General features: G+C 40.7%; 23 protein-coding genes and 3 riboswitches. Of the genes, 8 read left to right on the top strand and 15 right to left on the bottom strand.

Going from position 1 to position 20211, the window contains the following annotated elements:
• Positions 1 to 138 precede the first annotated feature (138 nt).
• Together ACYH0L_RS06480 and ACYH0L_RS06475 are read left to right on the top strand one after the other, a co-directional pair.
• Positions 139 to 327 carry a YkvS family protein gene (locus tag ACYH0L_RS06480; protein WP_003211747.1) on the top strand — a complete coding sequence of 63 codons (189 nt, stop codon included), beginning with the start codon at positions 139 to 141 and terminating at the stop codon, positions 325 to 327.
• Positions 328 to 480: 153 nt separating this feature from the next.
• On the top strand, positions 481 to 1005 hold the full coding sequence (locus ACYH0L_RS06475) for a GNAT family N-acetyltransferase (protein ID WP_482354431.1): 525 nt from the start codon (positions 481 to 483) through the stop codon (positions 1003 to 1005).
• A gap of 92 nt (positions 1006 to 1097) precedes the next feature.
• Here the strand turns inward: ACYH0L_RS06475 and ACYH0L_RS06470 are convergent, their stop codons facing one another.
• The 6 genes from ACYH0L_RS06470 to ACYH0L_RS06445 form a co-directional block, all read right to left on the bottom strand.
• The gene (locus ACYH0L_RS06470; protein ID WP_044139792.1) at positions 1098 to 1316 is read right to left on the bottom strand and encodes a hypothetical protein; all 219 of its coding nucleotides are present in this window, start codon (positions 1314 to 1316) and stop codon (positions 1098 to 1100) included.
• A 261-nt stretch (positions 1317 to 1577) separates the two neighbouring features.
• On the bottom strand, positions 1578 to 2075 hold the full coding sequence (queF, locus tag ACYH0L_RS06465; RefSeq protein ID WP_034324938.1) for a preQ(1) synthase: 498 nt from the start codon (positions 2073 to 2075) through the stop codon (positions 1578 to 1580).
• A 15-nt stretch (positions 2076 to 2090) separates the two neighbouring features.
• Complete coding sequence (queE, locus tag ACYH0L_RS06460; protein WP_327925519.1) at positions 2091 to 2822, bottom strand: 7-carboxy-7-deazaguanine synthase QueE; 732 nt, start codon at positions 2820 to 2822, stop codon at positions 2091 to 2093.
• On the bottom strand, positions 2815 to 3255 hold the full coding sequence (gene queD, locus ACYH0L_RS06455; protein WP_099728692.1) for a 6-carboxytetrahydropterin synthase QueD: 441 nt from the start codon (positions 3253 to 3255) through the stop codon (positions 2815 to 2817). The genes queE and queD overlap by 8 nt, the downstream gene beginning before the upstream one ends.
• Positions 3256 to 3912 (bottom strand): 7-cyano-7-deazaguanine synthase QueC, encoded by a 657-nt coding sequence (gene queC / locus ACYH0L_RS06450; RefSeq protein ID WP_482354430.1) that lies wholly within the window; start codon positions 3910 to 3912, stop codon positions 3256 to 3258.
• 157 nt (positions 3913 to 4069) lie between these two features.
• Positions 4070 to 4114: riboswitch (PreQ1 riboswitch) on the bottom strand.
• A gap of 71 nt (positions 4115 to 4185) precedes the next feature.
• Complete coding sequence (locus ACYH0L_RS06445) at positions 4186 to 5229, bottom strand: YkvI family membrane protein (RefSeq protein ID WP_230031152.1); 1044 nt, start codon at positions 5227 to 5229, stop codon at positions 4186 to 4188.
• 244 nt (positions 5230 to 5473) lie between these two features.
• On the opposite strand from ACYH0L_RS06445, the gene ACYH0L_RS06440 reads away from it, so the two are divergent.
• The 3 genes from ACYH0L_RS06440 to motB all read left to right on the top strand — a co-directional run bounded on the left by ACYH0L_RS06440 (position 5474) and on the right by motB (position 9513).
• Positions 5474 to 7576: an ATP-dependent Clp protease ATP-binding subunit gene (locus ACYH0L_RS06440; protein ID WP_327925517.1), complete on the top strand. Its 2103-nt coding sequence runs from the start codon at positions 5474 to 5476 to the stop codon at positions 7574 to 7576.
• Between the two features lie 382 nt (positions 7577 to 7958).
• A complete protein-coding gene (gene motA, locus ACYH0L_RS06435) occupies positions 7959 to 8753 on the top strand; it encodes a flagellar motor stator protein MotA (RefSeq protein ID WP_256499504.1) in 795 nt (264 codons plus the stop codon).
• On the top strand, positions 8746 to 9513 hold the full coding sequence (motB, locus tag ACYH0L_RS06430; RefSeq protein WP_099728697.1) for a flagellar motor protein MotB: 768 nt from the start codon (positions 8746 to 8748) through the stop codon (positions 9511 to 9513). The genes motA and motB overlap by 8 nt, the downstream gene beginning before the upstream one ends.
• 36 nt (positions 9514 to 9549) lie before the next feature.
• On the opposite strand, the gene mhqR is transcribed toward motB, so the two are convergent.
• On the bottom strand, positions 9550 to 10005 hold the full coding sequence (gene mhqR / locus ACYH0L_RS06425) for a MarR family transcriptional regulator MhqR (protein WP_003211701.1): 456 nt from the start codon (positions 10003 to 10005) through the stop codon (positions 9550 to 9552).
• Positions 10006 to 10209: 204 nt separating this feature from the next.
• On the opposite strand from mhqR, the gene ACYH0L_RS06420 reads away from it, so the two are divergent.
• Complete coding sequence (locus ACYH0L_RS06420) at positions 10210 to 11715, top strand: ATP-binding protein (RefSeq protein WP_230031149.1); 1506 nt, start codon at positions 10210 to 10212, stop codon at positions 11713 to 11715.
• A 47-nt stretch (positions 11716 to 11762) separates the two neighbouring features.
• Here the strand turns inward: ACYH0L_RS06420 and ACYH0L_RS06415 are convergent, their stop codons facing one another.
• From ACYH0L_RS06415 to ACYH0L_RS06390, 6 genes are all read right to left on the bottom strand, one after another.
• Positions 11763 to 12005 carry an aspartyl-phosphate phosphatase Spo0E family protein gene (locus ACYH0L_RS06415; protein ID WP_099727439.1) on the bottom strand — a complete coding sequence of 81 codons (243 nt, stop codon included), beginning with the start codon at positions 12003 to 12005 and terminating at the stop codon, positions 11763 to 11765.
• Between the two features lie 301 nt (positions 12006 to 12306).
• A complete protein-coding gene (locus tag ACYH0L_RS06410) occupies positions 12307 to 12837 on the bottom strand; it encodes a 1,2-dihydroxy-3-keto-5-methylthiopentene dioxygenase (RefSeq protein ID WP_249704640.1) in 531 nt (176 codons plus the stop codon).
• Positions 12838 to 12853: 16 nt separating this feature from the next.
• Complete coding sequence (locus tag ACYH0L_RS06405) at positions 12854 to 13492, bottom strand: methylthioribulose 1-phosphate dehydratase (RefSeq protein WP_230031148.1); 639 nt, start codon at positions 13490 to 13492, stop codon at positions 12854 to 12856.
• The gene (locus ACYH0L_RS06400; RefSeq protein ID WP_099727442.1) at positions 13456 to 14151 is read right to left on the bottom strand and encodes a 2-hydroxy-3-keto-5-methylthiopentenyl-1-phosphate phosphatase; all 696 of its coding nucleotides are present in this window, start codon (positions 14149 to 14151) and stop codon (positions 13456 to 13458) included. The genes ACYH0L_RS06405 and ACYH0L_RS06400 overlap by 37 nt, the downstream gene beginning before the upstream one ends.
• Positions 14152 to 15372, bottom strand: coding sequence for a 2,3-diketo-5-methylthiopentyl-1-phosphate enolase (gene mtnW, locus ACYH0L_RS06395; protein ID WP_482354429.1), 1221 nt, complete (start codon positions 15370 to 15372; stop codon positions 14152 to 14154).
• Between the two features lie 99 nt (positions 15373 to 15471).
• Positions 15472 to 15573: riboswitch (SAM riboswitch) on the bottom strand.
• Positions 15574 to 15625: 52 nt separating this feature from the next.
• Complete coding sequence (locus tag ACYH0L_RS06390) at positions 15626 to 16807, bottom strand: pyridoxal phosphate-dependent aminotransferase (RefSeq protein ID WP_230031146.1); 1182 nt, start codon at positions 16805 to 16807, stop codon at positions 15626 to 15628.
• 163 nt (positions 16808 to 16970) lie between these two features.
• Positions 16971 to 17128, top strand: a riboswitch (SAM riboswitch).
• An 80-nt stretch (positions 17129 to 17208) separates the two neighbouring features.
• Between ACYH0L_RS06390 and mtnK the strand changes: the two genes are divergently transcribed.
• On the top strand, positions 17209 to 18402 hold the full coding sequence (mtnK, locus tag ACYH0L_RS06385; protein WP_230031145.1) for an S-methyl-5-thioribose kinase: 1194 nt from the start codon (positions 17209 to 17211) through the stop codon (positions 18400 to 18402).
• A gap of 6 nt (positions 18403 to 18408) precedes the next feature.
• Entirely contained in the window at positions 18409 to 19470 is a 1062-nt protein-coding gene (gene mtnA, locus ACYH0L_RS06380; protein WP_482354428.1) for an S-methyl-5-thioribose-1-phosphate isomerase, read from the top strand.
• A gap of 24 nt (positions 19471 to 19494) precedes the next feature.
• Here mtnA and ACYH0L_RS06375 read toward each other — a convergent pair whose 3' ends face one another.
• Complete coding sequence (locus ACYH0L_RS06375; protein WP_256499502.1) at positions 19495 to 19629, bottom strand: hypothetical protein; 135 nt, start codon at positions 19627 to 19629, stop codon at positions 19495 to 19497.
• An 89-nt stretch (positions 19630 to 19718) separates the two neighbouring features.
• A complete protein-coding gene (locus tag ACYH0L_RS06370) occupies positions 19719 to 20210 on the bottom strand; it encodes a methylated-DNA--[protein]-cysteine S-methyltransferase (protein ID WP_099727447.1) in 492 nt (163 codons plus the stop codon).
• Between the last annotated feature and the right edge of the window lies 1 nt (position 20211).

Below are 20211 nucleotides of genomic sequence, written 5' to 3'. Positions count from 1 at the left end.
ATATTAAATATACCATTCGTTTGAAAAGCGTACAACGAAAACGAAACAAAAACGTCTTTATCCTTTACATTGGTATGAAAATATTGCAAAATACTTTTTAATAGGGAATGAAATCTGCTTTTAAAGGAGAGGGATCGGTTGAAGATTGCAAAAATTGGAAATGTGATCGAATTTAGAAATGGTTTAACAGGTGTAGTTGAAAAAGTGAATGAAAACTCTGTCATTGTGGATGTCACCATCATGGACAACTATAGAGATTTAGAACTGGATTCACTAACAGTCGTTAATCATAAAAACTATAAAATCATCAAAGACTCCGTACATTAATTTGCAATCCTCAATTCAGACTATCGATACATACGTAAATACGAAGCAAAGCTGTTCATTTATTTGTTGAAAAGGTGAATGGTATTTCAGACAACTTTCTATTTTTTATAAAGTGATGATATGCAGTATTAGCTCTAGACAGGAGAAACTAAAATGCAAAATTCAAATGATATCATTGTGCGTTTTGGGAATATGGAAGACGCTGATACTACTTTAGACATACAGTCATCAGTGATTGCTGAATCAGATTATTTACTTACAACGCCTGAAGAAAACAAAAAAAACCTTTTAGAACACAAGGCTTGGATACAAAAAAGAATAGAGAACGAAAACGAAACATACATAGTTGCTCAAAAAGACGGAAAAGTCATTGGGTTTATAGCATTTGAAAATGGATCAAATAGAAAAAGAACTGCCCACGCAGGTTCTTTCGGTTTGATGGTTCATAAGCGCTTTAGAGGTTTAGGCGTAGGGGAAATGTTGCTAACAGCGTTATTAAATTGGGCAGAAAAGAATCCTTCGATCGAAAAGGTTAGTTTAGCCGTATTCTCTACAAATCAAAAGGCTATTTCTTTGTACAAAAAGATGGGATTCATAGAAGAGGGACGTAAAATAAAAGAATTTAAAATAAGTGAACATGAATACTGGGATGATGTTTTAATGTATAAACTTGTTTAATACCATAAAAATAGATGCAGAAATAAGGACGTAACATAAATTGATTCATCAATTTGTTATGTCCTTTTCTTATTATTTTACCCATATGAGTGTCAGTCTTTTTGCGTATGAAAGGTCTGCATTTCCGCTTTCGTTTTGTACATGTCAACTTCCTCGGGGGTGATAACGCCTTTATCAATCAAAAGTGCAATCACTCCAAGCAATGTGGAGGCACTCCATTTATATCGTTCTTTGTTTTGATGTTCGAGCATTTGAAGCTCTTCTTTTAGCTCCATCAGCAGCTTCTCTGTCTTTTCTTCTTTGTTTGCCAACTCAAACGCCTCCGTTTTTCGTTCATTGCCTCTATTTTATCTCAAAGCAAATAAGATAAGCAAAAAACACAATTCATCTTTACAAACATACGTTCTGCCATGTATAATAAATTTACGAGCTGGTAGCCCCCAGCCGTCCTAGCAAGTTCTATTCCTATTGGTATGAGAAGAGTGACATGACTCTTCTCTTTTTTTATGGTTTCAGCCTTATATTTGCGCCATAAAAAAAGACATGTCATCCGGCATGTCTTTTCCTATTTATTAGCGATTATCAATCGTTTCTGGATACATATCATGATTCATCATACGATACGATGCCATTTCTTCATACTTAGTTCCAGGTTTTCCGTAGTTTGTATACGGGTCAATCGAAATACCGCCTCTTGGTGTGAATTTGCCCCATACTTCAATATACCTTGGGTCCATCAATTCAATGAGGTCATTCATAATAATATTCATACAATCCTCATGGAAGTCACCGTGGTTACGGAAGCTGAACAAATATAATTTTAACGATTTACTCTCGACCATGATTTCATTTGGAATATAGCTGATATAAATCGTCGCAAAATCTGGCTGCCCTGTTTGCGGACAAAGTGATGTAAACTCTGGGCAATTGAATTTTACGAAATAGTCTCTATTTGGATGTTTATTTGGGAACGTTTCAAGCACTTGTGGTGCATATTCAAACAAATAATTGGTCCCTTGGTTTCCTAATAAAGTGACACCTTCTAATTCTTCTGGTTTTCTTGTCGTCATCTTGTCTCTTCCTTTCTATACGCCTCGTTTATTTCCCCACAATAACGTGTGCAGCTGCGGCAAGACTCTCACTCGATTCAAGTCTGGATCTTGCGCCACTTGATCTATAAGCGCTTCATATTTCTTTAATAAATGCGTCAATAAGGAAGCGTCGTCAGCTGTCGTCGTGTCATCATTTCCTACCTGCAAGTAAAAAGGAAGCTCTGGGTATTTCGCATGAACATCCTTCGCATAGGCTAAATCACGATCATCAAAAATCACGACCTTTAGGCTTGCATGCTGCAATCTGTTTCCATTTTTCAATTCATCTATAATACGTGTCAGTTTCGTAAAATCTGTTTTCATATTCGAGCTTGGCGGCTTTGGAGAAATGGTTAAATCATCAATTTTTAAAAACCAATCCTGATACATCGTTCCTTGTGTTTCAAGCGCTGTATCGATCCCTTCTTCATGCAGCAAATCAATGAGTGATTCCATTTGTTTTAATAACGCAGGATTCCCTCCTGAAATGGTGACATGAGAGAAAGCCTGTCCACCTATTCTTTTCAGCTCTTTCACAATATCTTCTGCTTGAAGCCACTGAATATCCTGCTTAGCTGACCCATCCCATGTAAATGATGAATCACACCAGCTGCAAGAGTAGTCACAGCCAGCCGTTCTGACAAACATTGTTTTTTGTCCAATGACCATTCCTTCTCCTTGGATGGTTGGACCAAAGATTTCTAATACAGGAATCGCTTTAGCCATTGAGCTCAACTCGTTTCGGCCGGTAAATGCAATAGCTTGTTGGTGTCTCCCTGACAAAGACCTGAACACATGTCGGTCTGTTCGCTAAAGTCGATAAGTATGCCGCTACTTTGTCATGTACGGTCTTTGCGACAACCTCAGTGGTTGGCATGGCGTATGGATCGTTTGATGAAAATTCTTCATGGTCGTTAAGCAGCGTGTGGTCGTACTGCCCATGAATGAGCTTTTTCAGCGTACTGAAATTGACAAGAAAACCTGATTCATCCAGATTGTCTCCTGCAATCGTGATATTAATCGTATACGTATGACCATGTATGCGGCTGCATGCACCGGCATCTTCTCTTGGGATGAAATGTGCTGCAGATAGATGCATATCTTTGTTCAATTCAAATGAAAATGGGTGATTCGTTTGTGGATAGATTTGAGAAAGCATTTATTTCGCCTCCTTCATTTTCATATAAGTGTCATAGCCGTTTTTCCGAAGCTTACAAGCGGGACATTCCCCGCAGCCATCAGAAATGATGCCATTGTAGCAAGTGAGCGTTTCATTTTTCACAAAGTCTAGCGCATCCAGCTCATCGGCAAGCTTCCATGTTTCTGCTTTATTGAGCCACATTAGTGGTGTATGGATGACAAATGGTTTTTCCATCGCCAAATTCACTGTGACGTTGCAAGATTTCACAAACTCATCTCGGCAATCTGGGTAGCCGCTAAAGTCTGTCTCACAAACACCTGAGATAATATGTCTTGCTCCGATTTGATACGCAAGAATAGAGGCAAAGGATAAGAAGACTAAGTTTCTCCCTGGAACAAATGTGGAAGGCAGCTCTCCTTCTTTTTCCACAATGTCTATGTCATCTCTTGTTAAAGCATTTGGTGCCAGCTGATTCAAAAGAGACATATCTAATAGATGATTCTTCACGCCTAACTTGTCAGCGATTCTTTTGGCTACATCAATTTCTTCTTGATGGCGCTGATTATAATGAAAGGTTACGGTTTCTACCTCTTCAAATTGTTGAAGTGCCCATAATAAACATGTCGTACTGTCCTGTCCCCCGCTAAAAACAACGACTGCTTTTTCATTTTTCAATTCCTGTTCTCCTCCTTTTGCAGATGAGTACAACCGTACTAGCTGCATCTGAAAGGCTCATGAAACCCCCTATTTTCTCAAAAGAAAAGACACCTTCACATGTATATGAGGTGTCCTAGCCATAAAAAATAAAAAGTGCCACATCCAAGGATACGGCAAGTCCTTAGTTTTTTATAGAGGGTTTTGCTAGAACCTCTCCCGTTTTCACGGATTTTTGTTCAATTTTCACAGAGGATAGTGTACCACATATTTTTCATGCAGGCTATCCCTTCTTTACCTATTAAACGATTTAGGCACTTTTTTCAGACAAAGAAAGAGGATAAAAAAGATACTGACATAACCGAAAATAGGGTAAACCGTTGAAATCAGTGTACCGTATCCAATTTTACTGATCACATAACAGCATAGGAGGATAAGAGATATCGTATAGATGCTTTTCATTCGGATATACGCCCTCACTTGTCTTTCCAGCCCATATAAATTGCCTATGACGGATGTAAAGACTTCACCGAAGATCACGAATAAATAAATGAGATGAATAGAGTTTGCTACTTGATACACCACTTGGGCCATTGGAATATCATACGCCTCCAGCATGTCTAATGAAGAAAGAGATAAAAAGCAAGCAAGCAGAATAAGTGTGAGCATGATGCCCCCAAAGACCGCTCCCTTTTTAATCACAGCTTCTGATGTCATTTCATTTGCGACCGGCACTAACACAGCTTGAGACAGCGCTAAATTAAAGGCACCATATGAAACGGCAGACAACATCCATTCGCCCTCTCCCATTTGCAGCGCAAGAACATAACTTTCACTGCTGCTAAAAACAAATGAATCAAGAAACACGATCAATGAAAAGAAAATAAGCATCGGAACAACGAGTACGTTGACACCAAATAATCCTTTTGATCCTTTAAAAAGCACAATGACGCTCAGAATGATCGTCATAAAAATCCCATATTCCTTCGATATACCAAGCTGCTCCTCAAAAATAGCCCCTGCGCCAGAAAGCATCACTGAGGTGACACCAAGTAAAATAAAAAACATGACGACATTAATATATCGACTCGCAGCTGCTCCAAATAAAAAACGATTCATATCTTGATAAGACTCTGCTTCAATTCGTTTAGAAATAAGCATCAATTTTGCGCCAAGCAGAGTAAAAATAGCTCCGCTAATCAGAATTCCCAGCAACCCAATCCAGCCAAAACGAACAAAAAATTCTACGATTTCTTTTCCTGTCGCAAACCCAGCTCCAACTACAGTTCCTACATATACAAAGGCAAGCTGAAAAGCGGATTCATTTGAACGTTTCATGTGACCCCTCCGCACCCATCACTTTCGATTGTCTCTTTTTTATCCTATGAGACAAGTTCCTTGAAAAGAAGGACAAACCATGATTAAATGCAAAAAAGGATTTTTCATCCGGCTTTGAGCAAAACAGTTGAAAGTCAAAATAGGTCAGAGTATACTATAGTCAAAGATGGTCAAACAATAGACCATTTTATTTAACATTCATTGGTCAAATAAAGTCAAACTTTATTTAAGGAGGTCATGGCAAATGCGTTGTCAACATTGTCAAGTAAATGAAGCAACTATTCGCCTGAATATGCAAGTGAATTCGTCCCGCAGCCAAATGGTTTTATGTGAAGACTGCTACACCTCTTTGATGGAGCAGTCAAAAATGAAAATGGGACCTCAATTGTTCGGAGGAAGTTCATTCTTCTCCGAGCCAACAGGACATGCCCCAAGCGGAGAGCAGCCTAAACAAAAGGGCTTACTCGATGAACTTGGCCGGAACTTAACTGATGGCGCAAATGCTGGTTTGATTGATCCAGTCATTGGCCGTGATGAAGAAGTCGCAAGAGTCATTGAGATTTTAAATAGAAGAAATAAAAACAACCCTGTTCTGATTGGTGAACCAGGTGTTGGTAAAACAGCGATCGCCGAAGGACTTGCACTAAAAATTGCGAGTGGCGATGTACCAAATAAATTAAAGAACAAACAAATCTATTTATTAGATGTTTCCTCACTTGTGGCGAACACAGGGGTACGTGGTCAATTTGAGGAACGAATGAAGCAGTTAATCAAAGAATTGCAAAGTCGTAAAAATATCATCTTATTTGTAGATGAAATCCATCTTCTTGTAGGCGCAGGGTCTGCCGAAGGATCAATGGATGCTGGGAACATCTTAAAACCAGCCCTTGCACGAGGCGAGCTGCAGCTAGTAGGTGCGACCACATTAAAAGAGTATCGCCAAATTGAAAAAGACGCCGCACTTGAACGTCGCTTCCAGCCCGTCATCGTGGATGAACCAACACAGAATGAAGCGATCGACATCTTAAAAGGCATTCAAGATAAGTATGAAGCCTATCATGGTGTCACCTATTCTGATGAAGCCATTAAAGCGTGCGTTCAATTATCTTCACGGTATATTCAAGACCGTCAATTGCCGGATAAAGCCATTGATTTAATGGACGAAGCTGGTTCAAAAGCGAACCTCTCTCTTGATGTAGCAAGTGAAGATGAACTGACAAACCGTCTTGCGCAAATCGCCGCTGAAAAACAAGCTGCTTTAAAAGAAGAACAATATGAAAAAGCAGCGAAGCTTCGAGATGAAGAAGAAGCGATTGAAGCAAGACTCCAAAACAAAACAGATCACAAAGAACATGTCGTCACAGCAGAGGATATTCAGGGCATTGTGGAACAAAAAACAGGCATCCCTGTTGGCAAACTGCAAGCAGACGAACAAACAAAAATGAAAGAAATTGACGTTCGCTTAAAAGCACGAGTGATCGGTCAAGAACATGCCGTGGAAAAAGTAGCGAAGGCCGTGAAAAGAAGCAGAGCTGGCTTAAAATCGAAACATAGACCGACTGGCTCCTTCCTTTTTGTTGGGCCAACAGGTGTGGGGAAAACCGAATTGTCTAAAACGTTAGCCGAAGAATTATTTGGTTCAAAAGATGCGATCATTCGTTTAGATATGAGTGAGTATATGGAGAAACACTCCGTGTCCAAAATCATCGGTTCTCCTCCTGGTTACGTTGGACATGATGAAGCTGGCCAGCTTACTGAAAAGGTTCGCAGAAAACCATATAGCATCATTTTGCTGGATGAAATCGAAAAAGCACATCCTGATGTCCAGCACATGTTCCTTCAAATCATGGAAGATGGCCGGTTAACAGACAGCCAAGGCAGAACCGTCAGCTTTAAAGACACGGTCATCATTATGACAAGTAACGCAGGCAGCACAGATAAAACGGTTAAAGTCGGCTTTCAGTCTGATCAGGAAGAAGCAATTGAGGAACAATCACTGATTGATTCACTCAGCACCTATTTCAAACCAGAATTCTTGAACCGTTTTGACAGCATCATTCAATTTGACTCATTAGACAAAGACGATCTAGTGAAAATTGTTGATCTTCTGATCAATGAACTGTCAGAGCAGTTAAAAGAGCAAAATTTAACGGTCCACGTCACAAACGAAGCGAAAGAAAAAATCGCGGAGCTCGGATATCATCCTGCATTTGGTGCGCGTCCAATACGAAGAACCATTCAAGAGCACGTCGAGGATCAAATGACGGAGATTTTGCTTGAAGAAGAACACCTTTTTGGATTTACAGTCGATGTTGAACACGACGAAATCGTTGTGAAAAAAAGATAAGTACATCCTAAGAAGGAGGAGCAGCTCCATCATGTGCTGGTGGCTAAGTTCCAACTGAACGCTGACGCTCCCCCGCCTCTTTTCCTTTATGATAAAAGAAAAAGAGGTGGAGCACATGGATCACATGATAAATTGGAACTACGATCTGATCAAAATCATATATGAAGAAAAATTAAAAGAGCTGCTTATACATGAAACACCACAAAATGAAAAAAGAAACTCCCTACATCTATAAGGGAGTTTCTTTTTTACGGCAAATAGAAAGCGCTTTCTTCAAAATTTCTTCACAGAAACTGTCTTAATTTTATATTCTGACTAAAACCCTTCTAGAACACACCGATATTAACTATAGAAAAAGATAGTTAAAGGATTTGGTGAGATAATGGACAAAACATCGTTAATTGGTATTATTTTAGCATTTATTGCACTGAGTGTCGGTATGGTTTTGAAAGGTGTGAGTCTAACCGCTCTTATCAACCCGGCGGCTATATTGATTATTGTTGTTGGAACGATTGCAGCTGTTGTCATCGCATTCCCATCTAGTGAAATTAAGAAAACACCAAAATTGTTCGGGAAAATTTTCAAAGATAACAAGCTTCCAACGATTCAAGAAATGATCCCTCTTTTTTCAAACTGGGCTCAAATTGCTCGTCGTGAAGGTCTTTTGGCATTAGAAGCTAGCCTTGAGGAAGTCGATGATGATTTTCTAAAGAACGGCTTAAGCATGGCGGTTGACGGTCAAAGTGCTGAATTTATTCGCGACGTCTTAACAGAAGAAGTTGACGCCATGTCTGAAAGACATCAGTCAGGCGCATTAATCTTTACACAAGCAGGTACATACGCTCCGACGCTTGGTGTACTTGGCGCCGTTGTCGGACTCATTGCCGCACTTGCAAACATGGGAGATATTGAAGCACTTGGACATGCAATCAGTGCGGCCTTCGTTGCCACGCTGCTCGGGATTTTTACCGGGTATGTGTTATGGCATCCATTTGCAAACAAGCTGAAGCGTAAATCTAAGGAAGAAGTAAAGCTTCGTCTCATTATGATCGAAGGCATTCTTTCTGTCCTTGAAGGTCAATCTCCAAAAGTCATTGAACAAAAACTGCTCATGTACTTACCAGCGAAAGAACGCGCAAATCTTGTCATTGAAGAAGGAGAAAAACAGAATGGCTAGGAAACGTAAAAAACATGATGACGATGAACATGTAGATGAATCTTGGCTCATCCCTTATGCCGATCTTCTTACGCTTCTTCTCGCCCTCTTCATAGTGCTCTTTGCATCTAGTTCCATTGATGCTGCGAAATATGAACAGATGGCCAAGTCTTTTAATGTTGTTTTTACTGGCGGCACTGGTGTCATGGATCAATCCAGCATGCAAAGCACTGAGGAAACCGAAAACAGCAATCAAACTAAGAAATCAGCAGAAGATGATGATGAAGAAGCCAAAGCAAAAGCGCGAGACCAAGCGGTTCTGACAAAGGTCAAAAAACAAGTAGATTCATTCATTGCAAATAAAAAACTTGGCTCCAAGCTCGAAACAAAGCTTACGGATGAAGGTCTGCTCATTACGATTGAAGACAGCATCTTCTTTGATTCTGGCCGAGCGGTTATCCGCCCGCAGGATGTCCCGTTAGCAAGAGAAATTTCAAAACTGCTTGTCATTAACCCTGCTCGTGACATTGTCATTAGCGGACATACAGATAATGTCCCCATTAGAAATTCAGAATTTGAATCAAACTGGTATTTAAGCGCGATTCGTGCTGTAAACTTTTTAAGTATTCTACTTGAGAACAGCAACCTAGACCAAGAGAACTTTAGCACAAAAGGCTTCGGTGAATTCAAACCGATTGCCTCAAACGATACAGCGGAAGGCAGAAGTAAAAACAGACGCGTAGAAGTACTTATTTTACCGATTGAGAGAAAAGCGAAATAAAAAAGGAAGCCACCAGCGGCTTCCTTTTTTATTTGTTTATTCTTTATGATCATATAAATGCTTTGCACGCAGCCCCACATGTTTGAGCATATCGATGCAGGCATCCTTCTCTTCTTCACTCAGCACACTGATCATCTCATGAATTTCTTTCGCATGATCTGGGAAGATGTCATCAAGCAAAGCTCGTCCTTGTTCCGTAATATGCGCAAATGTCACCCTGCGGTCTTCTGCACAAGCCTTACGACTGAGGAGTTCTTTTTTCTCCAATTTATCGACCACATACGTGATGCTTCCGCTTGCGAGTAAAATCTTATCACCGATTTGCTGAAGCGGCTGATCACCTTTATGATACAGCAATTCTAGTACAGCAAATTCAGTCGGATTCAGACCGTGCTTGACAATATGTTTGTTCATGTGATGATTGATTGAGCGATAAGCACGTGATAATACAATAAATAATTTCAAAGATTTCTCAACATTATGATTTTCCATTTTTTATCATCCTTTATGAAATGCAACCCACTAATGTGACATTAATAAACAATAAGTAAAATGTCAACATGTTGACCCATCTTTAGCATGAAAATGAGACCAGAACGAATCACCTAATTTTTTAAAAATCATACAAGTCATCGTAATAAAGATAGGTTCAATGCTATAATAAGTTTATTAGGTAATACGTTGGAGCGATGAATGATGAGTATACTGAAAGGGTTTTGGAAGAAGATCAGGCTGTACCTTATTTTGGTGATGATTCCAACCCTAATCATTAGTTATTTTATCTACGAAAAAGAAACTGAAAAAATCGATTTAAAAAACAAACAAACTGCTACACTTATGTTAAATATTCACAAAAACCAAATGAATTATTTAATTAGTGAAACAGAAGCGAGATTAACTTCCCTTGCCATGGGATTTGACCAGCCGCTTGAGGCGAAAAAAGTACAAAACATCCTAGAGAAAATCTATAAACAAGAACCTCGTTTTTCAGGCCTGTATCTTTTAGACAAAAAAGGAAATGTAACAGCAAGTACCACACCGTTAAAGGAAAAAATCAACCTTTCATTCAGAGATTATTTTAAGCGCATTCAAGTGACCAAGCAGACCGTGATCACAGATAACTATGTGAGTAGAATTACAAAACAGCGGATTCTCTCCATTTGTGTCCCTGTTTTGAATGAAAACGAAGAAGTCACCAATGTTTTAGTCGCCGCCATTCAAATTGACTATTTAAGAAATATCATGAATGTATTGAACCCAGATCTTCATTTTAAGATGCTGAATCAAAATGGACATGTTGTGTTTACAAGTGGGCCGCAGCCAGCATCAGAAAATGGCAGCACCGTATCTACATATTTAGATGAAAACAGCTGGAAGCTAGAGGTTTTTCCGCAGCGTGCTTCAACTAGTGAAGTGCTGTCCGTTACGCTGGTTCCTCTATCCAGTGCGTTTATTTTATTAAATATTTTATTCACACTTGTCCAATATATCATTTTAAGGCGTCAAACCCAGCAGGAGCGTCATCAAAATGAGGCGCAAAAGATTGAATTAATTGGAACACTCGCGGCAAGTACAGCACACGAAATTCGCAATCCATTAACAGGGATTAGCGGGTTTATACAGCTTTTGCAAAAGAAGTATCATTCAGAAGAAGATCAGCTCTATTTTTCTGTCATAGAGGAAGAAATTAAACGGATTAACCAAATAGTCAGTGAGTTTCTTGTGTTAGGAAAACCTACTGCAGAAAAATGGCAGAATAATTCTGTAAAAGAAATTGTGAGTGAGATCATGCCGATCGTTTTCTCTGAGGCGAACCTGTATAATGTCGAGGTTGATTTGCAAATCAATACGATTCAAGATGTTGGTGTGTATTGCACGAAGGATCACATTAAACAAGTCGTATTAAACGTAGCGAAAAACTCTTTAGAAGCGATGCCAAATGGCGGTCATTTGAAGATTGTGATTGAGGCTGAAAAAGAACATGTCATCATTAAAGTGAAGGATACGGGTGAAGGCATACCAGAAGAGATGCTAAAGCATATCTTCCTCCCCTTTATTACGTCGAAGGAAAAAGGCACAGGTCTTGGGCTTGTTGTGTGTAAACGAATCATTTCGATGTATGGCGGGACAATTGATATTCACAGCGAAGTGAATAAAGGAACAACCGTTATGATCATGCTTCCTTCCGCTCACTCAGCATAGCTGAAGAGTTCAGCCGGTTTTGCTTATGCAAGACCGGTTTTTTCATGTCAGTAAGAGGGCCGGTTCACAGATAGAAGACTCATTTGGGACACAAGATCATGAAGGGATGCAACAGATTGTTTTTCATGAAAAAGAAGATGCTGATACTCATTCATCAGGTTGTCCAGTTCTTGACTATATTTAATTGTCGTCTCACCTGTGTACCCTTCCACTTGAGCTGCTTCTACCATTTGTTTTCTCTTTTCATCAATGGACATCAGCAGTTGTTCTTTCCTTACATAAATATTCATGATCTCAGCTCCCGCAATGAATTCGTCTGTCTATGTTCTAAATGATCCGACACCAAAATTATACTTTATTTGTAAATTAAATTAAATATGCTTATTTTATTTAATTTTTTACAGCCTAAAGACCTCTTACTCAATCATATCTGGGGGTAAACTTCAAATTTGGGCAGGACTGACACATTGATTAAACAGAATTTTATCCTATGCAGAAGATCAAAATCAACCATTTTCTTTCTCATTTCATGTCTATTTTCCTAAAAAAAAGCTGATCTTCCGCCTCATGCGGAAGGATCAGCTCCTTTCATTAAACCGTTTCTTCTTCGTAAATTGGCACCCAGCCCTCAGTTGTGACAAATATGCGAACTGCGACCACTTGGCGATCCTCTTGCAGTGTAAAGTAGTGACGGATATTCGGAGGCACAGAAATTAAATCTCCTGGATTCAGTCTCACATCAAAAAAGACGCCATCCTTGCCTTGAATGGCAAAGATTCCGTGCCCACTCACAATAAACCGTACTTCGTCATCTGTATGATGATGCTCACGCTTAAAGTTTTGGAGCAGCTCATCAAGATTTGATGTCGCATCAGATAATGAAATCACGTCCTGCGCTTTGTACCCTCTTCGTTCAGATATATTCTGTATTTCCTTTTGGAAAACGGTCAAAATTTCTTCTTTTTCCTCATCTGTTAAATCATACTTTTCTGATAACCGGTTTGGCAGCTTTTCAATATCCCAATGTTCATAAATGACCCCTTGTTTTTCTAAATATGCCGCTACCTCTTGTTCGTTTTCAAGTAATGTGTTCTCTTCATTATGAATAAAAATCGTCGCCATGTGTTTTTCCTCCTTTTTATCTAACAAGCTGCTTTTGATAAAGCGTTAATTTTAAACGATAGCTAAATAAAAATTCATAAGCCTCTAACACTCGTTTTGCTTCAAATGCTGTTTTTCCCCAGACAGTGATGCCATGATTGCGAATGAGCACAGCACCTGATTCCGTCTCTTCTGTAAGGTGCGCTGCAAATTGTTCTGCAAGATGCGGAATATGGGCTGGGTTTTCTATAATAGGAAGAATGGCTTCTGCATCCTCTTCCCAATAACCAAGGGCTTTTATGATTTCGTTGCCTTTAAAACGAACCTCTCCTTTATCCCCATACAACTCTGAAATGACATTATTATCGATTGTGTGGACATGGAGACAGCAGCCTGCTTTCGTCCGCTCATACACATATGTGTGAAGCAGTGTTTCGGCCGATGGTCTGAGCGGTTGATTTGGATCATCAGGCTGACCTGCTGCATCCACTAAAACAAAATCTTCGTCCGTTTCTTTTCGTTTATCTTTGCCGCTTGCCGTCACCAAAAATGTGATTGGATCATCCGACACCTTAATAGATAAATTGCCGCTTGTTCCGTAAAACCAGTCTCTTTGTGCCAATTCACGTTTGACGTCTGCTAGCTCCTGCCATCGTTTACTCTTTGCGTCAGCCATTCCTTCACTTCCTTTATTTGAACAAATTGCGCTTTTAAATCGATAAATGTTTCATACTCCTTATGTACGAGCCCGAGCTCTTTACACTCATTCAGCAAATAGTCACGCGCAAACGTGAGATCCGCATGTTTTGCTGCCTCAATATCGGTCACTGAATCTCCGATCATGATAATGAAGTCATTTTCATGAGTCAGCTCTCGAATGATCGAGGGCTTGCAGCAGCCACAGCCATTTTGACATTCTGAATCGCAGTCATGCGGCCATTCAATCTGAATATGATCTTCTTTAAATGATGCATGATTGCAATAAATATCGGCTGGATCTACAATGCCTTCGAGTATGGGATAGACAAAAAAGTCCATACCGCCGCTTAACACATAGAAAGGAATGTCTGCTTTTTTTACATCATCAACAAATTGTTCGAATCCATCTCGAATCTCTGTATCTTCTAAAATAAACGACTGAATGGCTTCCTTCTGATCACTCGTTAGTAATTGAAACATCTGTCCGACGCCTTCTTGAATCGTGATCTCTTTTGACAGGACACCATCCTTCAGCTTCGTCCATTCACTTGGTGCAAACTGCTTCATGATGCGAATAATATTATCATTTTTCGTAATCGTTCCATCAAAATCACAACATACAATTGGTTTTTTCATTTATTCTGCTACCCTTCCCCAAAGATCAAGTGCTGCTTTTAAGTCTTGGCAAGATGATGCCTTTTCTTGGATGGGCTCTTCATTTATCACCGCATCAATAATGGATCGAAATGCTTTCCCTCCGCCGATGGCTCCCCGCGGATGTCCGTGAATTCCTCCACCTGCGTTAATCACATGATCGAATCCAAAATCTTTGATCAATACTGGAACCATACCAGGGTGAATGCCTGCTGATGGGACAGGGAACGTTTTTTGAACCGTATCCTCTTTTACGCAAGCTTCATAGATACCAAGGGCATCTGTTTTCGGAAGTGCGACCGATCCATAAGGAGATGGAAAAAGGCTCAAATCAGCGCCAGCATATCGATTTAATGTACCTAAAAGAAGCGAATGTGAGAACCCATATTCAGGAGATGATGTAAACGCGCCACTCACTGCTGGATGTGCCATAATAGGCAATTGAATGTCTGGGTCCTCAGCTAAGCTTTGCATGACATCAAGTCCGTAGGCAAAGACGTTGAATAGAAGCGCATCTGCTCCAAGTTCAGCGGCCTTCCTTGCTCGACCTTTAAGATCAAAGGTTCTGCCAGTTAAATTAACGGCGTACAGCGTTAGGTGCCCTGTCTCTTCATATGTTTCTTTTAATATCTTTTTTCCTTCTTTGATTCGTTCTTCAAAAGGGGCTAATGGACTTTCAAATAAAATTTCATCATCTTTGATGAAGTCAACACCGCCTAATGCCTGTAAACGGAGCTGCTCTTTTAAATCCGCCATATCACGGCCGATCACGCCTTTAAAAATACTCATCAATAACGGACGATCAAACACATCTAATTTCTTTCGTATCCCCTCTATTCCAAATACCGGTCCAGGCAGCTTTCTTTTAAACCTATTCGAAAATTCTATATCGACAAGCTTTACTTTCCCATCTAGTGAAAGCTTTCCAAATATCGTTGTTAAAACGGCTGGTAAGTCTGCTGAAAAGTTAGCCTCAGGATAAGCAATTGTTACCTCTGATTGATACAGGCGATTTTCAGCTGATGCAACCTTTTCTGTCACTTTCTCTACTCGGCCTTTATGTTTTTTAAGCTGCTCCTTTTTGAGCTGCGGCAAATCCGTCCATGATCCAACTGTTAAACCAAGTGCGATCTGCTCCGCTTTACGGTCAATTTGTTCATCCTCTCGGTGTGTTAATACGTATGTTGCCAGTAATTCACTCACTAGGAATCCCCTTTCGATTGCGTCCTCTATATGTTCAATAAAAAAACCTCTTTAAGTGCTTGGGCAGCGCCTTAAAGAGGTTTCGTCTCATTCATCCGAATCTTATCTCTCAGCGCCTGCTGCAAGAATTAGCACCGTGCTTCATGGAAGTCGGTTGCCGGGCTTCATTGGGCTAGTCCCTCTGCCTACTCTTGATAAGAATATTCAATTTTCTTCAATATTGCCTGAATTATCCCACCATTTTTTTACGTTGTCAATGGCTTTTTTCAAATAGCTGCAAGGCAGCGATGCGCTCTGCGGCTTCTTTTAACCGCTTCTCACTTGTTAAAAGCCCTACTCTGACGTAGCCTTCACCGCCAGCACCAAAGCCATTCCCCGGCGCCACGACAACATGCGCTTTCTCTAATAATAAGTTAGAAAAGGATTCAGATGTAAATCCTTCTGGCACCTTTAACCAAGCAAAAAATGATCCCTTTGGAGCACTTACGTCCCAGCCAATCTCCTTGCAGGCAGCGATCCATGTATTTCGTCTTTTTTCATAACGATCATTTTGCACCTGTACGCACGTTTGATCGCTTAAAAGAGCTTCTGCTGCTGCATCTTGGGTAGCTTTAAACAGTGACACAAACAGATGATCCTGATAAAGCTCGATCGCTTCAATGACAGAGGGATTTCCTGCTGCAAAACCAACTCTCCAGCCGGCCATATTATATGTTTTGGACAATGTGTAAATTTCAATACCCGTCTCTTTCGCTCCATCTATTTGCAGGAAGCTGACCGGCTTTTCTCCATCGAATCCAATGCCGCCATATGCGAAATCATGGACAACACACAATTTGTGATCTTTCGCAAACGTAACGGTTTCTTCAAAAAATGCACGACTTGCAGTGGCACCAGTCGGATTGTTTGGGTAATTTAGGTACATCAATTTTGCCTGTTTCTTATCAGCCTCAGGCAATAGATGGTAGTCAGGTAAAAAATCATTTTGTTCAAGAAGAGGCATGGTGACCATATGAGCTCCAGCAAGCACAGCGCCTGACCAGTAATCAGGATAACCAGGGTCTGGGACAAGCAGCGTATCACCCGGATTCAGTAAGCATTGCGGCAGCTCAACAAGTCCCGCTTTCCCGCCAAATAAAATGGCGATCTCCGTCATCGGATCAAGCGTGACGCCATATTCTCTTTCATAAAAGGCTGAGGCGGCCTTTTTTAGTTTCGCCGTCCCGCGGAATGAAGAGTATTGATGATTTTCAGGCTTTGCTACCGCTTCCTGCATGGCTTTTACAATATGCGGAGGAGTTGGCTGATCAGGATTTCCCTGGCCTAAATTAATGATATCAGCTCCTTCCTGCACTTTTTTCTGCACTTTTTGGACAAGCGACGCAAAAAACTGTTTCGGTAAATGTTTCAACACATCTGATTGCTGGAATTCCATTTTTTTCACCTTCTATTCAAGTTACGTGACAATACACTCACTGTAATGGATTGTTTTATGAATTGTAAAGCAATTTTGAAAAAAGATTGACATGTGAAGAGCAGCTCTGATAATATCTTGAATTAAGAAATGCATGCAGACAAAACAATGACATATTGATTTCTCTTATCGAGAGTTGGGCGAGGGATTTGGCCTTTTGACCCCAACAGCAACCGACCGTTAATACCACTGTGAAGTGGGGCGCAGCAAGTAAAGCGCCAAGACAATTGTCTTATAGGGCACGGTGCTAATTCCATCAGACGTATGTGCTGAGAGATAAGAGAGGCTTAGAGCATACACGCTATCAAGCCTCTTTCTCTCAGGAGAAAGAGGCTTTTTTATATGATTTGGAGGGGAAGCAATTGGTTACACTTACGGCATCATATGAAGAATTAACAGAGAGCTCGGCAGTTGCACTGGCGATTAGACTTGGTTTGATCCAAGAAAGCAGTCATTTGACATGTACTGAAATCGGTGACGGGAATTTAAATTACGTCTTTCATATTTTTGATCACAAACGTGAAAAAGGATTGATCATCAAGCAGGCACTGCCTTATGCAAAGGTGGTTGGGGAGAGCTGGCCGCTTACATTAGACCGTGCAAGAATTGAAAGTGCTGCACTGATTAAGCAGTCAGAATATGCGCCGCACCTCGTACCAGCAGTCTATTATTCTGATACAGCTCTTGCTGTGACAGCAATGGAGGATCTATCACACTTAGAAATCGTCAGAAAAGGGCTAATTGCCGGAAAACAATATCCGCACTTATCAGATCATGTCGGTGAATTTTTAGGCAAAACACTATTTTACACATCTGACTTTGCCACAAATCCTAAAATCAAAAAACAATTCGTGAAGCAGTTTACGAACCCTGATCTTTGTGACATCACAGAAAAGCTCGTCTTCACAGACCCTTTCTTTAATAGTGAAACAAATGACTTCGAAGAGGAATTAAGAGAAGATGCCGAAGCGCTGTGGGCGGATCTTGCCGTGCAAGCAAAAGCAGCAGAGCTAAAGCGCATTTTCTTAACCTCAGCTGAAACACTGGTTCATGGAGATCTTCATACAGGCAGTATTTTTGCAAGCGAGACTGAAACAAAGATCATTGATCCAGAATTCGCTTTTTACGGTCCCTTTGGATTTGATATAGGACACTTTATTGCCAATCTGTTCTTGAATGCTTTATCTCATGAGAATGAACAGGATCAGCAGCACCTTTTTGCTCATGTTGTCAATGTATGGGCCACATTCAAAGAAGTGTTCACAAAGGCTTGGAAAGAAGACAGCATTGAAGCGTTTAGTGTATCGGACAGCTTTTTAGAAACAACCTTTGACCGTATTTTAAAAGAAGCGACAGGCTTTGCCGGCTGTGAGCTTGTTCGCCGAACAATTGGGCTTGCTCATGCGGCTGATCTGGATGCGATTCCATCATCAACTAAACGGATTCAGCAGAAAAAAGCAGCACTTACGCTCGGAAAAACATTCATTAAACAATATCATGCAGTGGAAACAGCGTCTGACCTCGTCGCATTATTCCAGCAATCTGTAAAGGAGTGACGGGTTTTGTCTAAAGAATTTGAAGTTCCCCGTTCCGTCGAATGGGAAGAAAACCATATTAACATTTTGAATCAGCAAAAATTACCGGCCGAAACCGTATTTGAGCATTTATTTACTAAAGAAGATGTGTATGATGCGATTGTGACGTTAAAAGTGCGCGGAGCACCTGCTATTGGCATTACAGCAGCTTTTGGGCTGGCGCTGAGTGCTCAAGGAATTGATACAGAAGACATTGATGTCTTTCAACAAGAAGTCGCTCGACTAAAAGAATATTTAAACAGTGCTCGTCCAACAGCTGTGAACCTTGCCTGGGCATTAGACCGACTGATTCAGCGCATTGAGCGTGCTGCTTCGGTGAATGCAGCCAAAACAGATCTTGTCCATGAAGCCATTCAAATTCAAATCGAAGATGAAGAAACATGCAGGCAAATTGGTCAAAATGCTCTCCAGCTCTTTAAATCAGGTGACCGTATTATGACCATTTGTAATGCAGGCTCCATCGCAACGAGCCGTTACGGAACAGCACTTGCTCCTTTTTATTTAGCCAAAAAGAAAAATCTTGATCTTCACATTTATGCTTGTGAAACACGCCCTGTTCTTCAAGGCGCTCGACTGACGACATGGGAGCTGATGCAGGGCGGTGTGGATGTGACGCTCATCACAGATAACATGGCAGCCCATACGATGAAAGAAAAGCAAATTTCTGCTGTCATTGTTGGAGCTGATCGAATCGCTCGAAATGGAGATACAGCGAATAAGATTGGAACGTTAGGTCTTGCCATTCTGGCCAAACACTTTCAAATTCCGTTTTTTGTGACAGCACCACTTTCGACCTTTGATGTATCGACCCGCGATGGGGCAGATATTCCGATTGAAGAGCGCGACCCGCTGGAAGTTAAGGAATTAAACGGCATACAAATTGCACCGCCCGATGTTCACGTATTTAATCCCGCCTTTGATGTCACTCCCCACCATCTCATTTCAGGTATCATTACAGAGAAAGGAATTATCACTTCCAATTACACAGAGGAGATTGATGCACTTTTCACTGAAAGCATCTCACTCTGATCACAAAAAAGCGCCGTGTTCTTGTCATTTAAGAGCACCGCGCTTTTTTGTTTCGATCGTTTTGGCTAAAATTTCTTTTTTTTGTTCCTCTGTCAAAACGTTCATTTTGACACATAGTGACGTGACGGCATACATTTTATCTTTTTTGCCCCAAAACATCCTAGCGCCCTCCTTTTTCCCTCAACCAACTTTTTTAGCTTAATAAAAGGATATGTCGTTTACTAAACATTTGGAACAGGTCAATCGATTTATTTTTGAACAAATGGGATGCCTTCTAATTCAAGCAGAACCGCTTTCATATCTGTCTTCGTTCCTGCATAACCCGTGAGAGACCGGTCTTTTCCAATGACCCGGTGACACGGGATAAAAATAGGCAAGGCATTGCGCCGGTTGGCTTGTCCAATGGCTCTGACGGCCTTTGGATTGCCAATCGCTTCTGCAATGTCTGCATAGCTTTTTGATTCACCGTATGGAATAGCCGAAAGTGCCTCCCACACTTGCTCTTGAAATGGAGAGCCAGCTTGCTTGAGTGGAAGATCGAATACTTTACGATCTCCCTTGAAATACTCATCAAGCTGTTTTTTCGCTTCTCGCAAGACCGGCGTATCTGCTTTTTTAAGATCGGCTGTCTGCTTTTTTGCCAAAAACGGTTCATCATCAAACACCACTTCGATAATGACACCGTCTTTTTCTAGTATGTATAATGCCCCGATTGGTGCGCTATAGACTGTATAATACATA

The organism is Bacillus sp. MC1252 (assembly GCF_056838025.1).
This window is presented reverse-complemented; position numbering and strand designations above follow the sequence as displayed.